Origin of the sequence: Enterococcus sp. DIV1316a (genome assembly GCF_050536915.1) — a bacterium.
Taxonomy (GTDB): Bacteria; Bacillota; Bacilli; order Lactobacillales; family Enterococcaceae; genus Enterococcus; species Enterococcus faecalis.
Genome location: NZ_CP172913.1, coordinates 140,130 through 158,789, shown reverse-complemented (window position 1 = coordinate 158,789; position 18,660 = coordinate 140,130). Strand labels below are relative to the sequence as shown.

The 18,660-nt window shown below is 40.0% G+C and carries 20 protein-coding genes and 1 pseudogene; 2 read left to right on the top strand and 19 right to left on the bottom strand.

Features of this window, described 5'->3' with window-relative positions; all coding sequences use genetic code 11:
• Positions 1-9: 9 nt before the first annotated feature.
• Positions 10-948 carry an iron-hydroxamate ABC transporter substrate-binding protein gene (locus tag IGL56_RS00710; RefSeq protein WP_002361532.1) on the top strand — a complete coding sequence of 313 codons (939 nt, stop codon included), beginning with the start codon at positions 10-12 and terminating at the stop codon, positions 946-948.
• Between the two features lie 38 nt (positions 949-986).
• On the opposite strand, the gene deoD is transcribed toward IGL56_RS00710, so the two are convergent.
• The 18 genes and pseudogenes from deoD to IGL56_RS00620 form a co-directional block, all read right to left on the bottom strand.
• Positions 987-1,694 carry a purine-nucleoside phosphorylase gene (deoD, locus tag IGL56_RS00705; RefSeq protein WP_002356181.1) on the bottom strand — a complete coding sequence of 236 codons (708 nt, stop codon included), beginning with the start codon at positions 1,692-1,694 and terminating at the stop codon, positions 987-989.
• Positions 1,695-1,711: 17 nt separating this feature from the next.
• Positions 1,712-2,530 (bottom strand): purine-nucleoside phosphorylase, encoded by an 819-nt coding sequence (locus IGL56_RS00700; RefSeq protein ID WP_002356180.1) that lies wholly within the window; start codon positions 2,528-2,530, stop codon positions 1,712-1,714.
• Positions 2,531-2,546: 16 nt separating this feature from the next.
• Positions 2,547-3,713, bottom strand: a complete 1,167-nt coding sequence (gene deoB / locus IGL56_RS00695) for a phosphopentomutase (protein WP_002356179.1) — start codon at positions 3,711-3,713, stop codon at positions 2,547-2,549.
• A gap of 305 nt (positions 3,714-4,018) precedes the next feature.
• The gene (locus IGL56_RS00690; protein WP_229237024.1) at positions 4,019-4,276 is read right to left on the bottom strand and encodes a hypothetical protein; all 258 of its coding nucleotides are present in this window, start codon (positions 4,274-4,276) and stop codon (positions 4,019-4,021) included.
• 13 nt (positions 4,277-4,289) lie between these two features.
• Positions 4,290-4,499, bottom strand: coding sequence for a hypothetical protein (locus IGL56_RS00685; protein ID WP_231428264.1), 210 nt, complete (start codon positions 4,497-4,499; stop codon positions 4,290-4,292).
• 118 nt (positions 4,500-4,617) lie between these two features.
• Positions 4,618-5,859 carry a hypothetical protein gene (locus IGL56_RS00680; protein ID WP_002385431.1) on the bottom strand — a complete coding sequence of 414 codons (1,242 nt, stop codon included), beginning with the start codon at positions 5,857-5,859 and terminating at the stop codon, positions 4,618-4,620.
• Positions 5,856-6,254, bottom strand: a complete 399-nt coding sequence (locus IGL56_RS00675) for a hypothetical protein (protein ID WP_002356175.1) — start codon at positions 6,252-6,254, stop codon at positions 5,856-5,858. Before IGL56_RS00675 ends, IGL56_RS00680 begins: the two co-directional genes overlap by 4 nt.
• Positions 6,255-6,326: 72 nt before the next feature.
• Positions 6,327-6,506 (bottom strand): annotated as a pseudogene (locus IGL56_RS00670) (hypothetical protein); the annotation flags it as partial.
• Positions 6,506-6,904, bottom strand: a complete 399-nt coding sequence (locus tag IGL56_RS00665; RefSeq protein WP_002385432.1) for a hypothetical protein — start codon at positions 6,902-6,904, stop codon at positions 6,506-6,508. The pseudogene IGL56_RS00670 and the gene IGL56_RS00665, both read right to left, overlap by 1 nt.
• A 205-nt stretch (positions 6,905-7,109) precedes the next feature.
• A complete protein-coding gene (locus IGL56_RS00660; protein ID WP_002356172.1) occupies positions 7,110-8,063 on the bottom strand; it encodes an ABC transporter permease in 954 nt (317 codons plus the stop codon).
• Entirely contained in the window at positions 8,063-9,196 is a 1,134-nt protein-coding gene (locus tag IGL56_RS00655) for an ABC transporter permease (RefSeq protein ID WP_002356171.1), read from the bottom strand. Before IGL56_RS00655 ends, IGL56_RS00660 begins: the two co-directional genes overlap by 1 nt.
• Positions 9,189-10,757, bottom strand: a complete 1,569-nt coding sequence (locus tag IGL56_RS00650; RefSeq protein WP_002381361.1) for an ABC transporter ATP-binding protein — start codon at positions 10,755-10,757, stop codon at positions 9,189-9,191. The genes IGL56_RS00655 and IGL56_RS00650 overlap by 8 nt, the downstream gene beginning before the upstream one ends.
• Positions 10,758-10,962: 205 nt before the next feature.
• Positions 10,963-12,048, bottom strand: a complete 1,086-nt coding sequence (locus IGL56_RS00645; protein WP_002356169.1) for a BMP family lipoprotein — start codon at positions 12,046-12,048, stop codon at positions 10,963-10,965.
• 53 nt (positions 12,049-12,101) lie between these two features.
• Positions 12,102-13,175, bottom strand: a complete 1,074-nt coding sequence (locus IGL56_RS00640) for a BMP family lipoprotein (RefSeq protein ID WP_002356168.1) — start codon at positions 13,173-13,175, stop codon at positions 12,102-12,104.
• Between the two features lie 95 nt (positions 13,176-13,270).
• Positions 13,271-13,735, bottom strand: a complete 465-nt coding sequence (locus IGL56_RS00635; RefSeq protein ID WP_002385433.1) for a cytidine deaminase — start codon at positions 13,733-13,735, stop codon at positions 13,271-13,273.
• On the bottom strand, positions 13,704-14,366 hold the full coding sequence (gene deoC / locus IGL56_RS00630; protein ID WP_002356166.1) for a deoxyribose-phosphate aldolase: 663 nt from the start codon (positions 14,364-14,366) through the stop codon (positions 13,704-13,706). The genes IGL56_RS00635 and deoC overlap by 32 nt, the downstream gene beginning before the upstream one ends.
• Positions 14,367-14,393: 27 nt before the next feature.
• Positions 14,394-15,695 carry a pyrimidine-nucleoside phosphorylase gene (locus IGL56_RS00625; RefSeq protein WP_002356165.1) on the bottom strand — a complete coding sequence of 434 codons (1,302 nt, stop codon included), beginning with the start codon at positions 15,693-15,695 and terminating at the stop codon, positions 14,394-14,396.
• Positions 15,696-15,835: 140 nt separating this feature from the next.
• Positions 15,836-16,843, bottom strand: coding sequence for a substrate-binding domain-containing protein (locus IGL56_RS00620; protein ID WP_002356164.1), 1,008 nt, complete (start codon positions 16,841-16,843; stop codon positions 15,836-15,838).
• Between the two features lie 141 nt (positions 16,844-16,984).
• On the opposite strand from IGL56_RS00620, the gene add reads away from it, so the two are divergent.
• On the top strand, positions 16,985-18,016 hold the full coding sequence (gene add, locus IGL56_RS00615; protein ID WP_002356163.1) for an adenosine deaminase: 1,032 nt from the start codon (positions 16,985-16,987) through the stop codon (positions 18,014-18,016).
• Between the two features lie 32 nt (positions 18,017-18,048).
• Here add and IGL56_RS00610 read toward each other — a convergent pair whose 3' ends face one another.
• Positions 18,049-18,657, bottom strand: coding sequence for a class I SAM-dependent methyltransferase (locus IGL56_RS00610; protein ID WP_002356162.1), 609 nt, complete (start codon positions 18,655-18,657; stop codon positions 18,049-18,051).
• Positions 18,658-18,660: the final 3 nt, after the last annotated feature.

The following is an 18,660-nucleotide window of genomic DNA, read 5'->3' as shown; positions in this document are numbered from 1 at the left end:
AGTTACACAATGAAACTTTTAAAAAAGACGGTCCTAATTGGTACAACCCTTCTTCTTGGTTCATTCTTACTCGCAGCTTGTGGTAATACGAATAAAGAAGCCAACAACGCTGACAAAACACATGAAGTAACAGATACCTTAGGCAATAAAGTAACCGTCCCCGCGAAACCCAAACGGATTATTGCGAGTTATTTAGAAGATTATCTAGTTGCATTAGGAGAAAAACCAGTGGCACAATGGACAGTTGGACAAGGCAGCATTCAAGATTATTTAGCGAAAGAATTGAAAGATGTCCCCACTATTTCCTATGACTTGCCATATGAAGCGGTTCTAAAATTTGAACCTGACTTATTATTAATCAGTTCATCTGCTCTAGTTGAAGGCGGTAAATACAAAGAATACAGTAAAATTGCGCCAACTTATGTAGTCAAAAACGGCGAAAATGTCACCTGGCGTGATCAATTGGAAGATATTGCCACTGTTTTAGATAAAAAAGAACAAGCGAAAAAAGTGTTAGAAGATTATGATACCTTAACCAAAGGCGTCCAAGAAGACCTCGGCAAAAAGGATGCTGGCAAATCTGCGGCAGTCTTATGGGTAACCAACAACCAAGTCTTTATGGTTAGCGATAATCGCTCAAGCGGAACCGTGCTCTATCAGGACTTAGGCCTCCAAGTTCCAAAATTAGTGGAAGAAATTTCTAAAAACGCTACTGCGGATTGGAATCAAGTTTCTTTAGAAAAATTAGCTGAGCTTGACGCAGACCACATTTTCCTTGTAAACAGCGATGAATCAGCACCTCTTTTCCAAGAAGCAATTTGGAAGAACTTACCTGCTGTGAAAAATAACCAAGTTCATACCTATGACAAAAAAAGTAGTTGGTTATACAACGGACCTATTGCGAATACTCAAATTGTTGAAGATGTAAAAAAAGCGCTCTTAAATTAAAAAAATGCTTGGATGATTGTTTTCATCCAAGCATTTTTTTAATTAGCAATTGCCGTTTCTAAACCAACTTCAATCATTTCATTAAACGTCGTTTGGCGTTCTTCTGCCGTTGTTTCTTCGCCTGTCACCAAGCTATCACTCACCGTCATAATCGCCAATGCTTCTACATCAAATTTTGCTGCTAAATAATATAACATTGCCGCTTCCATTTCAATCGCTAATACCCCGTATCGACCTAAACGAAAGACATCATCTAAGCTATCTTTGTAAAAAACATCATCTGACAATACGTTACCAACATGGGTAGTAAAGCCTTTTGCTTTAGCAATTTCGTAAGATTTGAGTAAAAGATCAAAGCTCGCAATTTGTGGAAAATCATATTTAGGAAAATCATTGCGAATCGCGGAAGAAGGTGTCGCTGCTGCTTGTGCGATAACTAATTCACGAACGTTGACTTTTTCTGAAATAGAACCACACGTACCAACACGAATTAACTTCTTCACATTGTAAGAGTTAATTAACTCATGGGCATAAATACCTGCTGAAGGCATCCCCATCCCTGTTCCTTGGACCGAAACACGCTGTCCCTTATACGTTCCTGTGTAACCTAACATCCCACGAACTTGATTATAGCAGACAGGATTCTCTAAAAAAGTTTCCGCAATATATTTTGCTCGGAGGGGATCCCCTGGTAGTAAAATTTTATCGGCAATTTCACCTGGTTTTGCTTCGATATGCACACTCATTCTGGTTTACTCCTTTTTTATAAAGCTGCTAGTGTTGCTTTCACTAACTCTTTGAATTGTCCTTTAACGCGTTCAGTTGTTTCAACTACTTCTGCATGATTTAAGCTACTTTGCATACCAGCTGCTAAATTCGTAATACAAGAGATGCCTAGTACTTTCATGCCACTATGCACAGCTACAATGACCTCCGAAACAGTTGACATGCCAACTGCATCTGCACCCATCGTCCGTGACATCCGAATTTCTGCAGGCGTTTCATATGTCGGGCCAGAAAAGCCCATATACACGCCTTCTTTTAAGTCAATATTTTGTTCCGCAGCCACTTTTTTTGCCACTTCCCGATATTCTTGCGTGTAAGCATGACTCATATCTGGAAAACGCGGCCCGATTTCTTCATCATTTTCACCAATTAACGGATTATCGCCTGTAAAATTAATGTGGTCATTGATTAACATCAAATTCCCCGGTGTATATGTTTCATTTACGCCACCAGCTGCGTTGGTTACAATCATTGAATGAATGCCTAAAGCAGCCATCACACGAACGGGATAAGTGACCGTTTGCATCGAATGTCCTTCATAATAATGAAAACGTCCTTGCATCGCCAAAACTTTTTTTCCAGAAAGCGTTCCGTAAACTAATTGTCCAGCATGTCCAACGACTGTTGAAACAGAAAAATGGGGAATTTCAGAGAAAGGAATAGCAATCGCATCGGTTATTTCATTAGCTAATTCACCTAACCCTGAACCTAAGATTAGACCGAAGTCTGCTTGTTGCACCCCTTTTTCTTTCAAAAACTCAGTTGTTTCGTTTAAATGGTTCGTTAACGTTGTCATGTGTTGCCTCCTCGAATTATTGTAATTGATTTAAAAAGCTTTGACCGTTTTCCGTTGCAGGAACTTCAAAGTTTTCAGCAATCGTTGCTGAAATATCTGAATAAAATCCTTGTGGCAAGCTGCCTTGTTTTGTCATTTTTTTACTATAAGCCAATAAAGGCACATATTCACGTGTGTGGTCTGTTCCTGGGAAAGTTGGGTCATTCCCGTGATCTGCTGTAATTAAAAGCAAATCATCTTCGGCCATAGCTGCCATAATCTCTGGCAAACGACCATCAAAATCTTCGATGGCTTTTGCATAGCCCTTCACATCACGACGGTGGCCATACAGCGCATCGAAATCCACTAAGTTAGTAAAACTTAAACCTGTGAAATCTTTATTCATGACCGTTAATAATTGATCCACCCCATCCATATTGCTCTTCGTGCGGATAGCTTCAGTAATTCCTTGTCCATTAAAGATGTCGTTAATTTTCCCAACAGCGATCACATCATTGCCGTTTTCTTTCAACGAATCTAAAACAGTATGGCCAAAAGGATCTAAAGCATAGTCATGACGGTTACTGGTTCGAGTGAAATTACCTGGTTCACCAACATACGGGCGAGCGATAATCCGACCAATCATATAAGGTTCGTCTTTCGTAATGTCACGAACATATTGACAAATTTTATACAATTCTTCTAATGGAATAATGTCTTCATGCGCCGCAATTTGTAAAACAGGGTCTGCTGAAGTATAAACAATTAAATCCCCTGTTTTCATTTGATGTTCGCCATAATCATCAATGACTGCTGTCCCGCTATATGGTTTGTTACAAACAACTTTTCGCCCAGAAAAATCTTCAATTTGTTTCAGCAATTCTTCAGGAAAGCCGTTTGGGAATACTCGAAAAGGTTTTTTGATGTTCAAGCCCATAATTTCCCAGTGACCGGTCATAGTATCTTTTCCAACAGAAATTTCTTCTAATTTGGTGGCATAGCCATCGTGGTCTGCCACTGCTTTGACACCTGTTAAAGGAGCAATAGTTCCCAATCCAAGTTTTTCTAAATGAGGAATGGTTAGTCCCGCTTCTTTGGCAATATGACCTAGTGTATCACTGCCGACATCTCCAAATTTTTCAGCATCTGGTGCTTCACCAATACCGACTGAATCTAGTACGATTAAATGAACACGTTTAAACACACTTGCTTCCTCCTCTAAGGTCGTAAATACGTCAAGAATGACAATTATTTTACGCTAGCCTTTTAAATAGTCTCGAGAATCAAACAGAATAATCTATTTATTCTCAGCTCTTCAATTATACCATGAATCCGCTATTATTGCGTGTTTAAGACTGGCTTATATTTTAGAAAAAGCAACTTTTTCTAAAATATAAAGAAATAATTACACTAAAAAAGCCCCAGGCTGTTCCCTAGAGCATTGCTGAGATTCCTTCAATTTTCTTCTTAAAAATGAACGCATAAAATCCTTTTGTCATTGTAATATTCCTACAAGAACTGCTTCAAACTAATTGTTTGTCTTTGAAAGGCTTCTTTTACTTTATTACCAAACTGTCCTTTAAGAGCCGTTCCTAGTTGTTGCTGCCTTGTCCCAAAACTTGTTGCTGCTTCGACGACTAGCTTGCGATGCCTTTGATTTGCCTGATTCTTCTCCTGAGCAACCCGTTGTTGCATTGCTACTCCTACAGAACGAACATTGGCTTTATCTGCACTTCTAGCTATCTCCTTTAACAACCGTTGAATCATTTCGTCCACTAAATTACCTCTTTTCATTGCTTCGTTTTTGATACTCACTTCGATAAGTTTGTTCTAAATCCTCTATTTTATGGTTTATTTTTCGTTGTTCTAACTGAATCGTTTCTTGAAACTGTTCAATTATTGTTGAATAGTCCCTTTTCGCTCGATGCAAAGGTTCTCCGTCTAGCGCCAAGCTATTTAAGGCACTTCTTAAACGTTGCTCAGCTTCCATCCATTACCATTTGTTCTCCGTGCGACTGTGCTCGTCGTAAATCGTCACTTTGTTCTTCTAATCCTTGCCGTTCTCTGCGATAATTCGCTTGTAATTCATCCAATGTCATTTTTTGCTCCTATCTAAATTGATTAGCCAGTTCGCTATCGCGGGCAACGATTTCTGCTAATTTGGCGGTGATTTCCCGTTCTAAAGCATCAAAGGTGGCGCTTTTTTCTTTGGCTTGTTGAATACGCAGTTCATGGGTTTCTTTTGGTTGAAACACCTGACTTTGCTTGGTGACACCCACACTAGCTAAGGCTTCCATAATTTCAGCTTCAGTTAACATCTGAACAGAATTTCTAGCCGCACGAAGTCCTGCTTCCCAATTTTGCTCCAAGGTTCGAATCGCTTCTTGATGAATGCAAATCACTCGTTCCATGGCATATTTTGCATTGCGAGCTGCTATTTGAACCACGGCTCTGGCTTGAGCATCCTCCAAATAAATTTGTTGACTACTTGATAAACCGCTACCATTTTTCAGTAACTTTTTCTTCAAAATTTGTAAATTTGCCAATTCACTGGCAAAAACTGTCATGGATTTTCGCTCTTGTCCTTGAAGGCTCGCTTCTAAATTGTGTTCATTATCAGGAATTACCAAATAACCATCTGCATCAAAGAGCCAATTGGCTAAATCATGAGACTTCAACGGATTTTGCAAGCCCATTTGCAAAGCCACTTTGATTTCGGCGCCGGTACCATTGCCCATTAAATTACCTACAATATCCGCCTGATTGCGATAATTGGTTAACCAGCCAGGATTTTCAGCGACCCACTTTTTAGCAGCTGGTGTCAACACCTCATAGGGATCTGGCCCATTAAAACCGACATTTTTCCATTGATTTTCCGCGGCAATATACAACGCTAAATATTCCCCTAAAGAATGTCCGGTAGTAGAAAAAGTGGCCTCGCTGTATTCTTGTTTGACTGCCTCAGCAAAAGCCACTGCCGAACTCAGTTGCCCAGCCAAACGTTGTGGACTCCGTGCATCAGAAAAACCAGGAGATGCCGTTTTGTCCCAAAAACCACCAATCGTGCGCAAGTCCGTTTCCACATCTTTCCAATCACCAGGATTGGTGCCAGCATAACTAATCACAATTTGCGACAAATCAGGAACCCCTTGCTTATCTAAAGGAGCCACAGCCATCGCTTGCATCCCATCCGTCTGAGAATTCTCTTGGATTTTGAGGATTTGGAATTCAGTACCACCAAGACTATGAATAACATTCTCTTTTATTGTAGGAGAATATTTCTTATCTTTTGGATCCAGCCAATAAACAGCACCACTTATTTTATTATAACTTTTGTCTGTTATACTCAAATTGGCTCCTCCTGTCCATTAGAAAATGTCACTCTAACAACATTTTTAGTTATTCCTTTTTTCTGAACTTCTCTGTCGACGACTCCATAATCATCAATTTCATTACTATTTTTTACAAATCCATAATCAAAATAAGCAGTGCTACCAGTAGTATTTTTCAACGTCACAACAATCCTGTACGATCCCGTCATAGTATTAAATCCTGTTCGTTCAATCTCTACCTCTGCTATATCCGCAAAGGTATTTTTCAATACTTTCACTGATTGTTTCTCTACTGCTAGTAAATCTTGTTCTTTTTGTTCTGCCCGTTTGTCCATAAATACTTTCCCTCCAATGCCAATTAGGATGATTCCTAAAATCAATAAAATACCTACTCTAATTCCTTTTTTATTCATAGCTCCTCCTTTTATTTATTCATAGTTAATTGCTTAACCTATGTATCTTCATCTGATATTTATGTTTGACACAACAGCCATCGCTTGCATCCCATCCGTCTGAGAATTCTCTTGGATTTTGAGGATTTGGAATTTTAAATTTCCAAATTTACGTATTCTTCCTTCTTTAATACTCGGTGTATATCTTTTATGCTTAGGGTCTAGCCAATAAACTCTATCACTTAATTGATTATAGTCTTGGTCAGTTATCATTAAATCAACTCCTCCTTCCCATTAGTGTATGTTACTTTTACTGAAGTAGTTGTGACTCCTTCTTTTTGTACCGCTTCATCTTCTACTCCATAATCTCCCAATTCATTCCTCTCTTTCCAAAATCCATAATCAAATTTTACAGAGTCGTTATTCTTATTAAACATTGTCACATACATTCCATACGACCCTGTCATTTCGTTTTTTCCTGCTTCATGGAATTTGACTTCCTTAATATCCGCAAAGGTATTTTTCAGTACTTTCACTGATTGTTTCTCTACTGCTAGTAAATCTTGTTCTTTTTGTTCTGCCCGTTTGTCCATAAATACTTTCCCTCCAATGCCGATTAGGATAATTCCTAACACCAATAAAATACCTACTCTAATTCCTTTTTTATTCATGACTCCTCCTTTCTTTATTTAGAATCGAGACTTTGATAGCGTTTTACTTTTTAGTTTAACATAGCAAAAAGAAATGAATTTTCAATTTCTTGTACTTCACTAGAAAAAATTGAGAAAATAAGTACTAGGAAAAGTTCTCTCGCTAAAGTTGTTTGAAGAACAATCAAAAAAACTGCCCGTTATTTTACAACGGACAGTTTTAAATCTATTTCGTTTTGACGTAATTTTTCCCGTTCGCTTTTGGTCCCGATGATTTTCCGAAGAACACAACTAGGACTAAAATGGTCAATACGTATGGTGCTGCTTGTAGATAAACTTTTGGAATTTCTGAAATAATTGGTAGGTTTTCCCCAGCAATACTCAAGTTTTGTGCAAAACCAAAGAATAAGGCTGCGCCCATTGCCCCAAGTGGATTCCATTTACCAAAGATCATTGCGGCCATTGAAATAAACCCTTGTCCTGCAATTGTGGTAATCCCAAAACGACCCGCAATACTTTGAGCAAAGACAGCTCCGCCCATACCGCCTAAGAAGCCGGATAGCAAGACGCCAGAATAACGCATTAAGTAGACATTAATTCCCAATGTATCTGCCGCTTGTGGATGTTCCCCCACAGAACGTAACCGTAAGCCAAAACGTGTTTTATAAATGACAAACCAAGCTAAAATCGCAATCAAAATTGCTACGAAAGCTGGCAAAGAGGTTTTTGCAAAGAATAGTTCACCAATTACTGGAATTTTTGACAATCCTGGGAAAGAAAAATAGCCAAATGATTGTGTAATCATATCTGTTTGTCCTTTTTGATAAATAACTTTTACTAGGAAAACCCCTAGCGCCGGTGCCATCAAGTTAATGACAGTACCACTGATAATATGATCTGCTCGTAAGTTAATAGTTGCAACGGCATGTAAGAGAGAAAAGACAATCCCGACAACGCCTCCTACTAAACAAGCAATCCATGGTGTCGCCGCGCCAAATGTATCAGCAAACGTCAAGTTAAAAACGACCGAACTGAAAGCGCCCATTACCATAATACCTTCCAAACCAACGTTAACCACACCACTTCGTTCTGAGAACGTTCCGCCTAATGCTGTCAAGATGAGCGGAGTTGCATACACTAATGTTTGCGTGATGATTGAGGAAATTGTTGCTAAATCCATTAGATGTCTCCCCCCTCTTGATTGTTTTTGTCTGGCGCCGCTTCAATTGTTTCTACAATCGCTACTTCTTTTTTACTACCAGACGCTTTTGCTAACAAGAAACGAATTAAATAACTAATTCCCACAAAGAAAATAATCGCTGCAATAACAACATCAACTAATTCTGTTGGTACACCAGCTATCAACGGCATTCCTTGTCCACCAAGTTTTAACATTCCAAACAGTAATGCGGAAAGTAAAATCCCGATTGAGCTACCTGCTCCTAATAGAGACACGGCCATACCATCGAACCCAATGCTCAACGATGTGTTTTGAATAAAGAAGTTTTGGAAAGTCCCCAATCCTTGGACCGCACCACCTAAACCAGCCAGCGTTCCTGAAATCATCATGGATAAAATAATCGTTCGCTTGCTGCTCATTCCAGCATATTCAGAAGCAAATGGGTTTAACCCCACCGACCGAATTTCAAAACCAAGCGTTGTTTTTTTCATCAAGAACCACACAAGAATAAGGAAAATGAAGGCCAAGAAAATGCCGATGTTTAAACGAGAGCCATCACTGATACTTGTTAAAAACGGTGAGCGTAATGATGCATTCGCACCAATCATTTTGGTAATCCCTTTATTCGCCATAATACTTGGTTTCATGACATTATTAGCAATATGATTTCCTGTGTATAATAAAATATAATTCAACATAATCGTAACAATAACTTCACTCGTCCCAAAATAGGCACGCAAGAAACCTGGAATGGCTGCTGCTAAAGCTCCTGCAACTGCCCCAACAATAATCGCCACCGGCAACGCAATCATCCGGGGTGCATCAGGCATGGATAAAGCGACCCAAATACTAGCCACCCAACCACATAAGGCTTGTCCTGAAAGCCCGATATTAAAGAATCCAGCCGAATTTGCCACCGAGAATCCTAAAGCGGTAAAAATCAACGGAGCTGCGGTGACAAAAATCTCACCAATACTTTTCTTTCCTTGGAAAGCTGTTTCAAACATCGCTTGATACCCAGCCACTGGGTCATAGCCAAAGATAACCATAATAATTGCCCCTAAGAGGAAACCCATAATAACAGATAACACAGGGACTAAAATATTTCTTATTTTTTCAGAACGATTATTCAACAGTTTCACCTGCCTCTACTTTTGATAACTCAGCACGGGCTTCTTCCAATGAGTAGCCAGCCATTAACAAGCCCAATTCATTTTCTGTCGTTTCTTTCGGATCAACAATTCCGACAATTTCCCCCGCATGAATAACAGCGATACGATCAGAAACATTTAAAATTTCGTCTAATTCAAAACTTACTAATAAAACAGCTTTATTTTTATCTCTTTGTTCAATTAGTCGACGATGAATGTATTCAATAGCTCCGACATCTAAACCGCGTGTTGGTTGAGAAACAATCAACAAATCTGGATCGCGGTCAACTTCTCGGGCAATAATTGCTTTTTGCTGATTCCCACCTGAAAGCGCCCGAGCTGGTACTAGTTCATTAGGAGTCCGTACATCATATTCTTCAATTAATTCACGGGCGTGTTTGTTAATCATTCGATAGTTTAAAATACCTGTTGAACTGTATGGTTTTTGGTAATACGTTTGTAGGCCAATATTTTCAGCCAATGTCATCTCTAATACCAAGCCATATTTATGTCGGTCTTCAGGAACGTGGGCGACACCCATTTCCGTAATTTCCCGAGGTTTGCGATTAGTAATCTCTTTTTCATTCAAATGAATGGACCCGTTTTCGACTTTGGTTAATCCTGCTAAGGCTTGGATTAATTCTGTTTGTCCATTGCCATCAATCCCCGCAATCCCAACAACTTCCCCTGCTCGGACATCTAAGCTAAGATTTTTCACTGCATCTAAGCCGCGGCTTTCTTTCACTACTAAATCTTTAATTGATAAAATTGTTTCTTTCGGTTGCGCTGGTTTTTTCTCTGTTTTGAAGGAAACAGAACGACCCACCATCATATCGGCTAACTGTTGCGAAGAAACGTCTTTCACATTGACGGTGCCAATACTTTGCCCCCGGCGAATAACCGTACAACGGTCCGCCACTTTTTTAATTTCATCTAACTTATGTGTAATTAAAATGATCGATTTGCCTTCATCGGTTAGTTCTTTCAAAATAATCATTAATTCATCAATTTCTTGTGGCGTTAATACTGCGGTTGGTTCGTCAAAAATTAAAACGTTCGCACCACGATATAAGGTCTTTAAAATTTCAACCCGTTGTTGCATACCCACAGAAATATCGCGAATATAGGCATTGGGATTTACATCCAACCCGTATTGCTTAGACACTTCTTCAATCTCTTTTTTCGCTTTTTTCCGGTCTAAAATACCGCCATGGGTAGGTTCACTACCTAAGATAATATTTTCAGTCACAGTAAAGGCTTCAACTAACATAAAATGCTGATGGACCATTCCGATTCCTAAACGATTGGCTGCAGTAGGACTTGTAATGTTGACTTTTTCGCCATTCATATAAATCTCACCTGAGGTCGGTTCCAATAGCCCTGATAAGATATTCATCAAGGTCGACTTACCTGCACCATTTTCACCTAGCAGTGCGTGGATTTCACCAGGTTTTACTTGTAAATCAATTTGGTCGTTGGCTTTGAACGTCCCAAATTCTTTGGTGATTTTACGCATCTCAATTACGTTTTCTTCTTGAGACAAGGTCTATTCACTTCCTAACAAAATTATATTGGCAATACTTTAGAGGGTAATTTTGACCCTTAACTAAGTAGTTGAAGAACCTCAACTATTTAGTTAAAAATCCAAACATCATAAAGGGTTTCCTTGGCAGCCGTCGCTGCCAAGGACCACTTTATTTTTAGAAGGAACAATAATGAGCCCTTCTTTTTTCATTTAGGAGCTTAAATTATTCTGGTTTTTCTGGGACTTTTACGTCACCTGAGATTACTTTATCTTTTGCTGTTTTAACAGCTTCTTTTGTTTTGTCGTTTAAATAGCCGTCTGTTAAGTCAACGCCACCATCTTTTAATCCATAAACTAAATGTTCGCCACCAGGGAATTTGTCTTCTAACGCACGGTTGGCAATATCTTGAACCGCTGTGCCGACACCTTTAAGCGTTGAAGTTAACGTGAAGTTGTCTTCTTTGCCGTCTTTTGTTTTGTACTTGCCATCAGCATCTTGATCGCGGTCAACACCGATTACCCAAACTTTGTCGCCAGAACCTGATTCATTCAAGTCTTTTGCTTCTTGGAAGACCCCTTGTCCAGTCGCACCAGAAGCGTGGAAGATGATATCAACGCCATTTTGGTACATTGCAGCAGCTAAAGCTTTCCCTTTGGCAGGATCAGCAAATGAAGCCGCATATTTTGTATCAACAGTAATTTCTTTACCTAATTCTTTCGCAGCATCAGCCACACCTTTTTCAAAACCAGCTTGGAAACGGTCAATTACGACCCCTTCTTCACCACCAACAAAACCGACTTTGTTCGTTTTTGTTTCGTTTGCAGCAGCAACACCGGCTAAGTAAGCTGCTTCATTATCTCTAAATGTTGCAGAAACGACATTCTTTTTGCCATCGATTTGATCATCGATTAAAACAAAGTTTGTATCAGGGTTGGCATCTGCTGCAGAAGAAATTGCATCTTTTAGCAAGTAGCCAATACCAAAGATTGTGTTGAATTTACTTGATACCGCTTGGTCAATATTTGTTGTATAGTCAGCTGCATCATTCGATTGAATATATGCATACCCTTTTGAACCTTCTGGTAAATCATGTTCTTTACCCCAAGCTTGCAATCCTTCCCAAGAAGATTGGTTAAACGACTTGTCATCCACGCCGCCTGTATCTGTAATGATTACAGCACTATGCGCTGCATCCCCTTTGCCACCGCCGCTTTCAGCGGTTTTGCCTTTGCCACCACCACATGCTGCAAGTGAAACTGATAAACCTAATGCAATCAAACTAAAACCGAATAATTTTGCTTTTTTCATTTCTGTAAAGCCTCCTAAAAATAGTTTAATGTATTTAAACAACTAAGTTGTTTCTAAGGTTGGTCTGGGACTTTTACGTCACCAGAGATGATTTGTTCTTTGGCTTCTTTAACTGCCGTTTTGGCTTGATCGCTTAAGGCTTCTGTTGTTAAATCAACACCGCCATCTTTCAATCCATAAGTTAAATGTTCGCCGCCAGGGAATTTATCTTCTAATGCAAGATCAGAGATTTTTTTCACAGCAATATTTACACCTTTAATGGTTGAAGCTAACGTTAAGTTATCATCCTTGCCATCTTTGGTTGTATATTTACCGTCTTCGTTTTGGTCACGGTCAACACCAATCACCCAAACTTTATCTTTTGAACCTGTTTCATTTAGCGCTTTGGCTTCTTGGAAGATTCCTTGTCCTGTAGTCGCCGCTGCGTGATAAATAATGTCGGCACCTGCTTGATACATAGAAGAAGCTAAGGCCCGTCCTTTTGAAGCGTCTGCAAATGTCCCTGCATAAGTAGACGTAATTTGAATATCTTTGCCTAATTTTTTGCCAGCGTCTGCTACACCTTTTTCAAAACCAGCTTGGAAACGGCCAATAACAGGTCCTTCAACCCCGCCGATAAATCCTACTTTGTTGGTTTTCGTAGTGTTAGCTGCTGCCACACCTGCTAAATACGCAGATTCATTATCTCTAAATGTTGCAGAAGCGACGTTGTTTTTCCCATTAACTGTATCGTCGATTAGAACGAAATTCGTTTCTGGGTTGGCGTCCGCTGCATCTACTACTGCATTTTTTAGTAAATAGCCAATGCCAAAAATCGTTTTAAATTGACTTGAAATGGCTTGGTCAATGTTTGATGTATAATCAGATGCTTCATTTGATTGAATATACGCATACCCTTGAGGTCCTTCTGGAAGTTTGTGCTCTTTGCCCCACTCTTGCATTCCTTCCCACGCAGATTGGTTAAAAGATTTGTCATCAATGCCGGCTGTATCTGTGACCATTACGACACTATGTTGTGGATCACCTTTTGTGTTGGCGTTCTTTTTGCTATTGCCACCACATGCAGCTAACCCAATGGTTAAGGCAACTGCTGCCAATCCTAGACCTAAAAATTTTGCTTGTTTCACTTTCCGAAAAGCCCCCTACTATTTTATCTATTATTTCATTCGCATTTATGCTATTGAAATCTACTTTGAGCCCAACGAAACCTTATGTCCTTTTTTTAAAAATCTTTATCTGTAAATGAATAGGGCAATAATGCCTCAACTGTCATTGTTTTAGTCGCGCCATCTTTACCAACTAGCGTGACCGGCATTTGTGGATCAAAGAATTCAGCCATTACTTGACGACAAGCGCCACATGGAGAAATGGGTGCCTCTGTATTACCTGCTACAACTAAATGTTGGAAGGTCCGTTCATCTTCTGAAATGGCTTTAAAAATCGCCGTTCTTTCTGCACAATTTGTTAAACCAAAGGAGGCATTTTCAATGTTGACTCCTTGATACATTTTCCCGTCTGCAGTCACTAAGCAAGCGCCCACAGGAAAGTTAGAATACGGTACATAGGCGTGCGCCAATGCTTCTACGGCACAATCAAGCCATTCTTGTTTTACTGTCATCTTTTTCGCCACACCTTCGATTAATTTGAAATACGAATTAATACCCTTCGCCAGTTGCGCCAGAAACAATTGCTACACCCGTACTTGCACCGATGCGTGTTGCCCCAGCTTCAATCATTGCTAACGCTTCTTCTGCATTATGCACGCCACCAGAAGCCTTAACGCCCATGTCAGGACCAACTGTCTCACGCATTAAACGAATGTCTGCTACTTTAGCGCCGCCTGTTGAGAAGCCAGTAGATGTTTTAACGAAATCGGCACCTGCTTCTTTGGCTAATTCACAAGCTTTAACTTTTTCTTCGTCTGTTAATAATGCTGTTTCAATAATCACTTTGACTAACGCTTTTCCTTTGGCTGCATCTACTACGCCTTGAATGTCTTGACGTACGTAATCGTATTGTTGTGATTTTAATGCACCAATATTAATCACCATATCCACTTCATTCGCACCATTTTTAATCGCATCAGCTGCTTCGTATGCTTTAACTTCTGGTGTATTTGCCCCCAAAGGAAAGCCAATAACGGTACAGACAGCGACGTCGGTATCTGCTAATTGCTCGCTAGCAAAAGCGACCCAACAAGGATTGATACATACAGAGAAAAAGTTGTACTCCTTAGCTTCGTCAATAATTTTTTGGACAGCGGCTTCTGTCGCTTCTGGTTTCAAAATAGTGTGATCAATCATGCGGTTTAATTCCATGATGAGAATTCCTCTTTTCTTTTTGTTTTATTCCGTAATAATATCGTGAATCAAAATAGGCTCTTCGCCGGTTGGTCCAATTTCAATGTTTTTATAAAGCAATTGTTCGACTTCTGTCACGTCTTCACGATTGGCATAAATGGTTAATAATGATTCGCCTTTTTCAACTGGGCTCCCTACTTTTTTGTGAAGTTTCAAGCCAACTGCAAAATCAATCGTATCTTCTTTCGTAGCCCGACCAGCGCCCAGCAACATTGCGGCAACGCCAATTTCATTGGCAACGATTTTTTGTACCACGCCTGTTTCTTTGGCAGGTAAATCAAATTGATAAGTTGCGGTTAATAATTTTTCTGGCTGGTCAACAACGGAACTGTCGCCGCCTTGATTTTCAATCATTTCTTTAAATTTTGCGAGCGCTCGACCGCTTGTTAATGCTTCTTCTAATAAAGCCCGTGCTTCGTCTAACGTCTCGGCTTTTTTAGCTAAAACGACCATCTGACTTCCTAAGACATAGCACATCTCCACTAAATCTTCTGGCCCATTTCCTTGCAAGGTCTCGATTGCTTCAACGATTTCTAAACTATTTCCGATAGCCTCCCCTAAAGGTTGTGACATGTCTGAAATTACTGCCATCGTTTGGCGATTTGCCAGTTTCCCAATGCGAACCATTGTTTCCGCTAATCGACGAGCACTTGCTAGGTCTTTCATAAAGGCCCCTTCACCAGTAGTCACGTCTAAGACAATCGCATCTGCCCCTGCGGCAATTTTTTTACTCATAATGGAACTTGCAATTAATGGAATTGAGTCAACAGTGGCGGTCACATCACGTAACGCATAAAGTTTTTTGTCTGCTGGTGCTAGGTCACCTGACTGACCAATCACTGCCACTTTTGTATCGTTCACCAATTGAATAAAACGTTCTTCTGTCAATTCAACTTTAAAACCAGGAATCGCTTCTAATTTATCCAACGTACCGCCCGTGTAGCCTAAGCCACGACCAGACATTTTTGCTACATTGACCCCGACACTAGCAACTAACGGCGCTAAAATAAGCGTCGTAGTGTCGCCTACGCCACCTGTAGAATGCTTGTCGACTTTGATTCCTTCTATAGAAGAAAGATCCACAATTTCGCCTGAATGGACCATCGCTAACGTCATTTGTGTAATTTCTTCGTCTGTCATATCTTGGTAAAAAACAGCCATTAAAAAGGCACTTACTTGATAATCTGGAATTGAACCATCTGTGTATCCGTTGATAATAAATTGAATTTCTTCGCTTGTTAGTTGATGCCCGTCACGTTTCTTTTCAATAATGTCTACCATTCTCATGAATTCGTTCCCTCCGATTTCCCGATAATGTATTATACAACAAAATCGTTCAGCTTTAAACCATTTAGTAAACCAGTTTACTATTATTTTTTTCTTGTGAAAACGCAAACAACACGAACGTTCTATTTCTAAGCTGTTTTTTAAATCGGTTTTGTGCTTTTTCTAGCAATAAACGTCGCATCAAAAACTTTATTGGGAACTTTCCCTGTTGGATCTGCAATAGCTTCCACCAAAAATTTTGCTGCATAATAGCCAATATCAAAACTCGGCTGATAGACGGTTGTTAAACTCGGCACCAAATATTCGGAAATTTCCAAGCCATCAAAACCAACCACCGAAATATCGTCAGGAATTTTCTTGCCCGCTTCTTCAATGGCTTGATAAGCTCCCATCGCCATTTCATCATTGCCACAAAAAATTGCTGTGATTTCTTCATTTTTCAAAACTTCTTTCGCCGCAGCATAGCCGCCATGCAAGTTCAATTCCCCAGCACAAACATAATGCGGACGAAAAGGTAAATTATTGTCCTGTAACGCATGCTGATACGCCGTCACTCGTTCCGTCAAACGATAATAGCCGGCACTTTCACGCAACATGCCAATATGCTGATGCCCTTGTTGAATCAAATGATGGACCGCTTGATAAGCACCTTCGTACTCTTTAACGATTAATCGTCCACTATCTCGTGGATTAATCCCACGATCGACAAGAATGACAGGAATCGGATGTTCTCGTCGGTCTTTTAAAATATGATTTTCTGGCAAAACATTCGGCGTGGCAAAAATAATGCCATCCACCGACCGATGAATCAACTCGCTAACATATTGCATCGCTTGCTCGGAATCATGCTTTGAATTGCATAACAAAATCATGTAGCCTAACGAATTTAAATATGTTTCTACACCTTCAATCACTTTTGAGAAAAAGAAATCCGTCACATCTGGCACAATCATACCAATGGTTTTGGAATGACGGTTGATTACATTCGAAGCAAAGTAATCTGGTTTGTAATGATTTTCAGCGACTACCGCCAACACCTTGTTGCGGGTTTTTTCACTGAAACGACTCCCTTTATTATTCAGAATTTGTGAGACGGTTGTGACAGAAACACCAGCCATATCAGCAATTTCTTTAATCGTTAGTTTCATCGCGCCCCTCCCAACGTCTCCTTTTGCATTGACAGACATTTGTAGACGTGTTACAGTCTTCAAAATACTTATCGAATCTTTTACATTTTAACAAAAAAAAGACAAAAGAAATAGACTAAAAAGATTAAAAAACAAAAGAAAATGGAGGCTATTTTTTTCATGGAAGAATCCCGTGTCCGTCAATTACCAAAAATCGAGCTGCACTGTCACTTAGATGGGTCGATTCGACCAACCACTTTACGCACCATTGCTGAAAAACAAAACATTCCATTACCCCAAGACGAACAAGCCTTGAAAGAGTTAGTGGTTGCCCCTGAAAAATGCACCGATTTGAATGATTATTTAACTCGGTTCGACTTCGTGCTAACCTGTCTACAAACAGCTGAAGCTTTGCAAGCAGCGGCGTATGACGTGATTAGCCAAGCTGCCGAAGATGGCGTGGCATACATAGAGGTGCGTTTTGCGCCTTCGCAACATACAGAAAAAGGCTTACGGTTACCTGAAATCGTGACCGCTGTTTTAACTGGCTTAAAACAAGGCGAAGAAGATTTTGGTGTAAAAAGCAATGCACTGTTATGCGGCATGCGGCATGACCAACAACAAGCCATAGAAAAAATCGTTCACTTAGCGCATGATTTCAGAGAGACAGGCGTTGTCGGCTTTGATTTAGCTGGCAATGAAGTCGATTTCCCTCCATACACATTTGAAGACGTATTAGCTTTAGCCAACCAATTGTCAATTCCATTAACACTCCACGCTGGGGAATGCGGCTGTGGCAAAAACGTCGCTGATGCTGTCACTTTAGGTGCTACTCGGATTGGTCACGGTATTGCTTTGAAAGATACACCCGAATACTTGGCGCTCTTAAAAGAAAAAAAGGTTCTTTTAGAAATGTGTCCAACTAGCAACTTCCAAACAGGCACCGTCAAAACATTGGCTGAATACCCTTTTCAACAATTTATAGAGGCTGGCTTAGCCGTCTGCATCAATACCGATAATCGCACTGTTTCAGATACTACGTTAACGAAGGAATTCATGAAATTGGCCACTTGGTATCAATTAAGTTATGACGAAATGAAGCAACTCACTAAAAATGCGCTTGCAGGTGCTTTTTTATCGCCAGACGAAAAAAAACTGTTGAACCAAAAAATTGATCAAGCATATCTATTCTAAAAAAGAACCTCCACTAAAGTGGAGGTTCTTTTTTACTCTGCTTCTTTAACACTTCGTAAAATATAATAGCCTTTGTCTTTTGTCACAATTTCAACATTGCCAAATACTTCAGCCATTTTCTTTTCTGCACTAGGTGCACCTTGTTTCTTTTGAATAACTACCGTTAGTGTGCCACCAACTTTCAACAACGGAAAAGCCCCTGTTAAAATGCCATGGACAACTTTTTTGCCTGCACGAATGGGCGGGTTGCTAACAATCGCCGCGTAGGTCGTTTCGTTTAAGGTTTCATACACATTGGAAGAATGAATATCCACAGTAGTAATTTGGTTACGTTGGGCGTTCATTTGAGCTAGCCCAACTGCCCGTTGGTTGACATCCACCATTTCCACCAGTCGACCAGTCGCCGCTGCTAAGGACAACCCAATTGGTCCATAGCCACAACCAACATCTAACAAACGGCCTGCTGGTAAATTTTCCCATTCAAAGGCATCAATCAACACACGAGAACCATAATCCACTGTTCCTCTTGAGAAGACCCCGCTATCGGTCGTAAACTGAAAGGTCCGACCACGTAATGGAAAAGACCAGCTTTCTAAATCATGTGCTAATTCTGGATTTTCTGTATAATAATGATTCGCCATTTT

What these genes read in the sequence shown, in the direction of transcription:
- IGL56_RS00710 (WP_002361532.1), top strand. Translation starts at nt 10, where the DNA reads ATGAAACTTTTAAAAAAGACGGTCCTAATTGGTACAACCCTTCTTCTT.
- deoD (WP_002356181.1), bottom strand. Translation starts at nt 1,694, where the DNA reads ATGAGTGTGCATATCGAAGCAAAACCAGGTGAAATTGCCGATAAAATT.
- IGL56_RS00700 (WP_002356180.1), bottom strand. Translation starts at nt 2,530, where the DNA reads ATGACAACGTTAACGAACCATTTAAACGAAACAACTGAGTTTTTGAAA.
- IGL56_RS00690 (WP_229237024.1), bottom strand. Translation starts at nt 4,276, where the DNA reads ATGATTCAACGGTTGTTAAAGGAGATAGCTAGAAGTGCAGATAAAGCC.
- IGL56_RS00685 (WP_231428264.1), bottom strand. Translation starts at nt 4,499, where the DNA reads ATGGAAGCTGAGCAACGTTTAAGAAGTGCCTTAAATAGCTTGGCGCTA.
- IGL56_RS00675 (WP_002356175.1), bottom strand. Translation starts at nt 6,254, where the DNA reads ATGAATAAAAAAGGAATTAGAGTAGGTATTTTATTGATTTTAGGAATC.
- IGL56_RS00665 (WP_002385432.1), bottom strand. Translation starts at nt 6,904, where the DNA reads ATGAATAAAAAAGGAATTAGAGTAGGTATTTTATTGGTGTTAGGAATT.
- IGL56_RS00660 (WP_002356172.1), bottom strand. Translation starts at nt 8,063, where the DNA reads ATGGATTTAGCAACAATTTCCTCAATCATCACGCAAACATTAGTGTAT.
- IGL56_RS00645 (WP_002356169.1), bottom strand. Translation starts at nt 12,048, where the DNA reads ATGAAAAAAGCAAAATTATTCGGTTTTAGTTTGATTGCATTAGGTTTA.
- deoC (WP_002356166.1), bottom strand. Translation starts at nt 14,366, where the DNA reads ATGGAATTAAACCGCATGATTGATCACACTATTTTGAAACCAGAAGCG.
- IGL56_RS00625 (WP_002356165.1), bottom strand. Translation starts at nt 15,695, where the DNA reads ATGAGAATGGTAGACATTATTGAAAAGAAACGTGACGGGCATCAACTA.
- IGL56_RS00620 (WP_002356164.1), bottom strand. Translation starts at nt 16,843, where the DNA reads ATGAAACTAACGATTAAAGAAATTGCTGATATGGCTGGTGTTTCTGTC.
- add (WP_002356163.1), top strand. Translation starts at nt 16,985, where the DNA reads ATGGAGGCTATTTTTTTCATGGAAGAATCCCGTGTCCGTCAATTACCA.
- IGL56_RS00610 (WP_002356162.1), bottom strand. Translation starts at nt 18,657, where the DNA reads ATGGCGAATCATTATTATACAGAAAATCCAGAATTAGCACATGATTTA.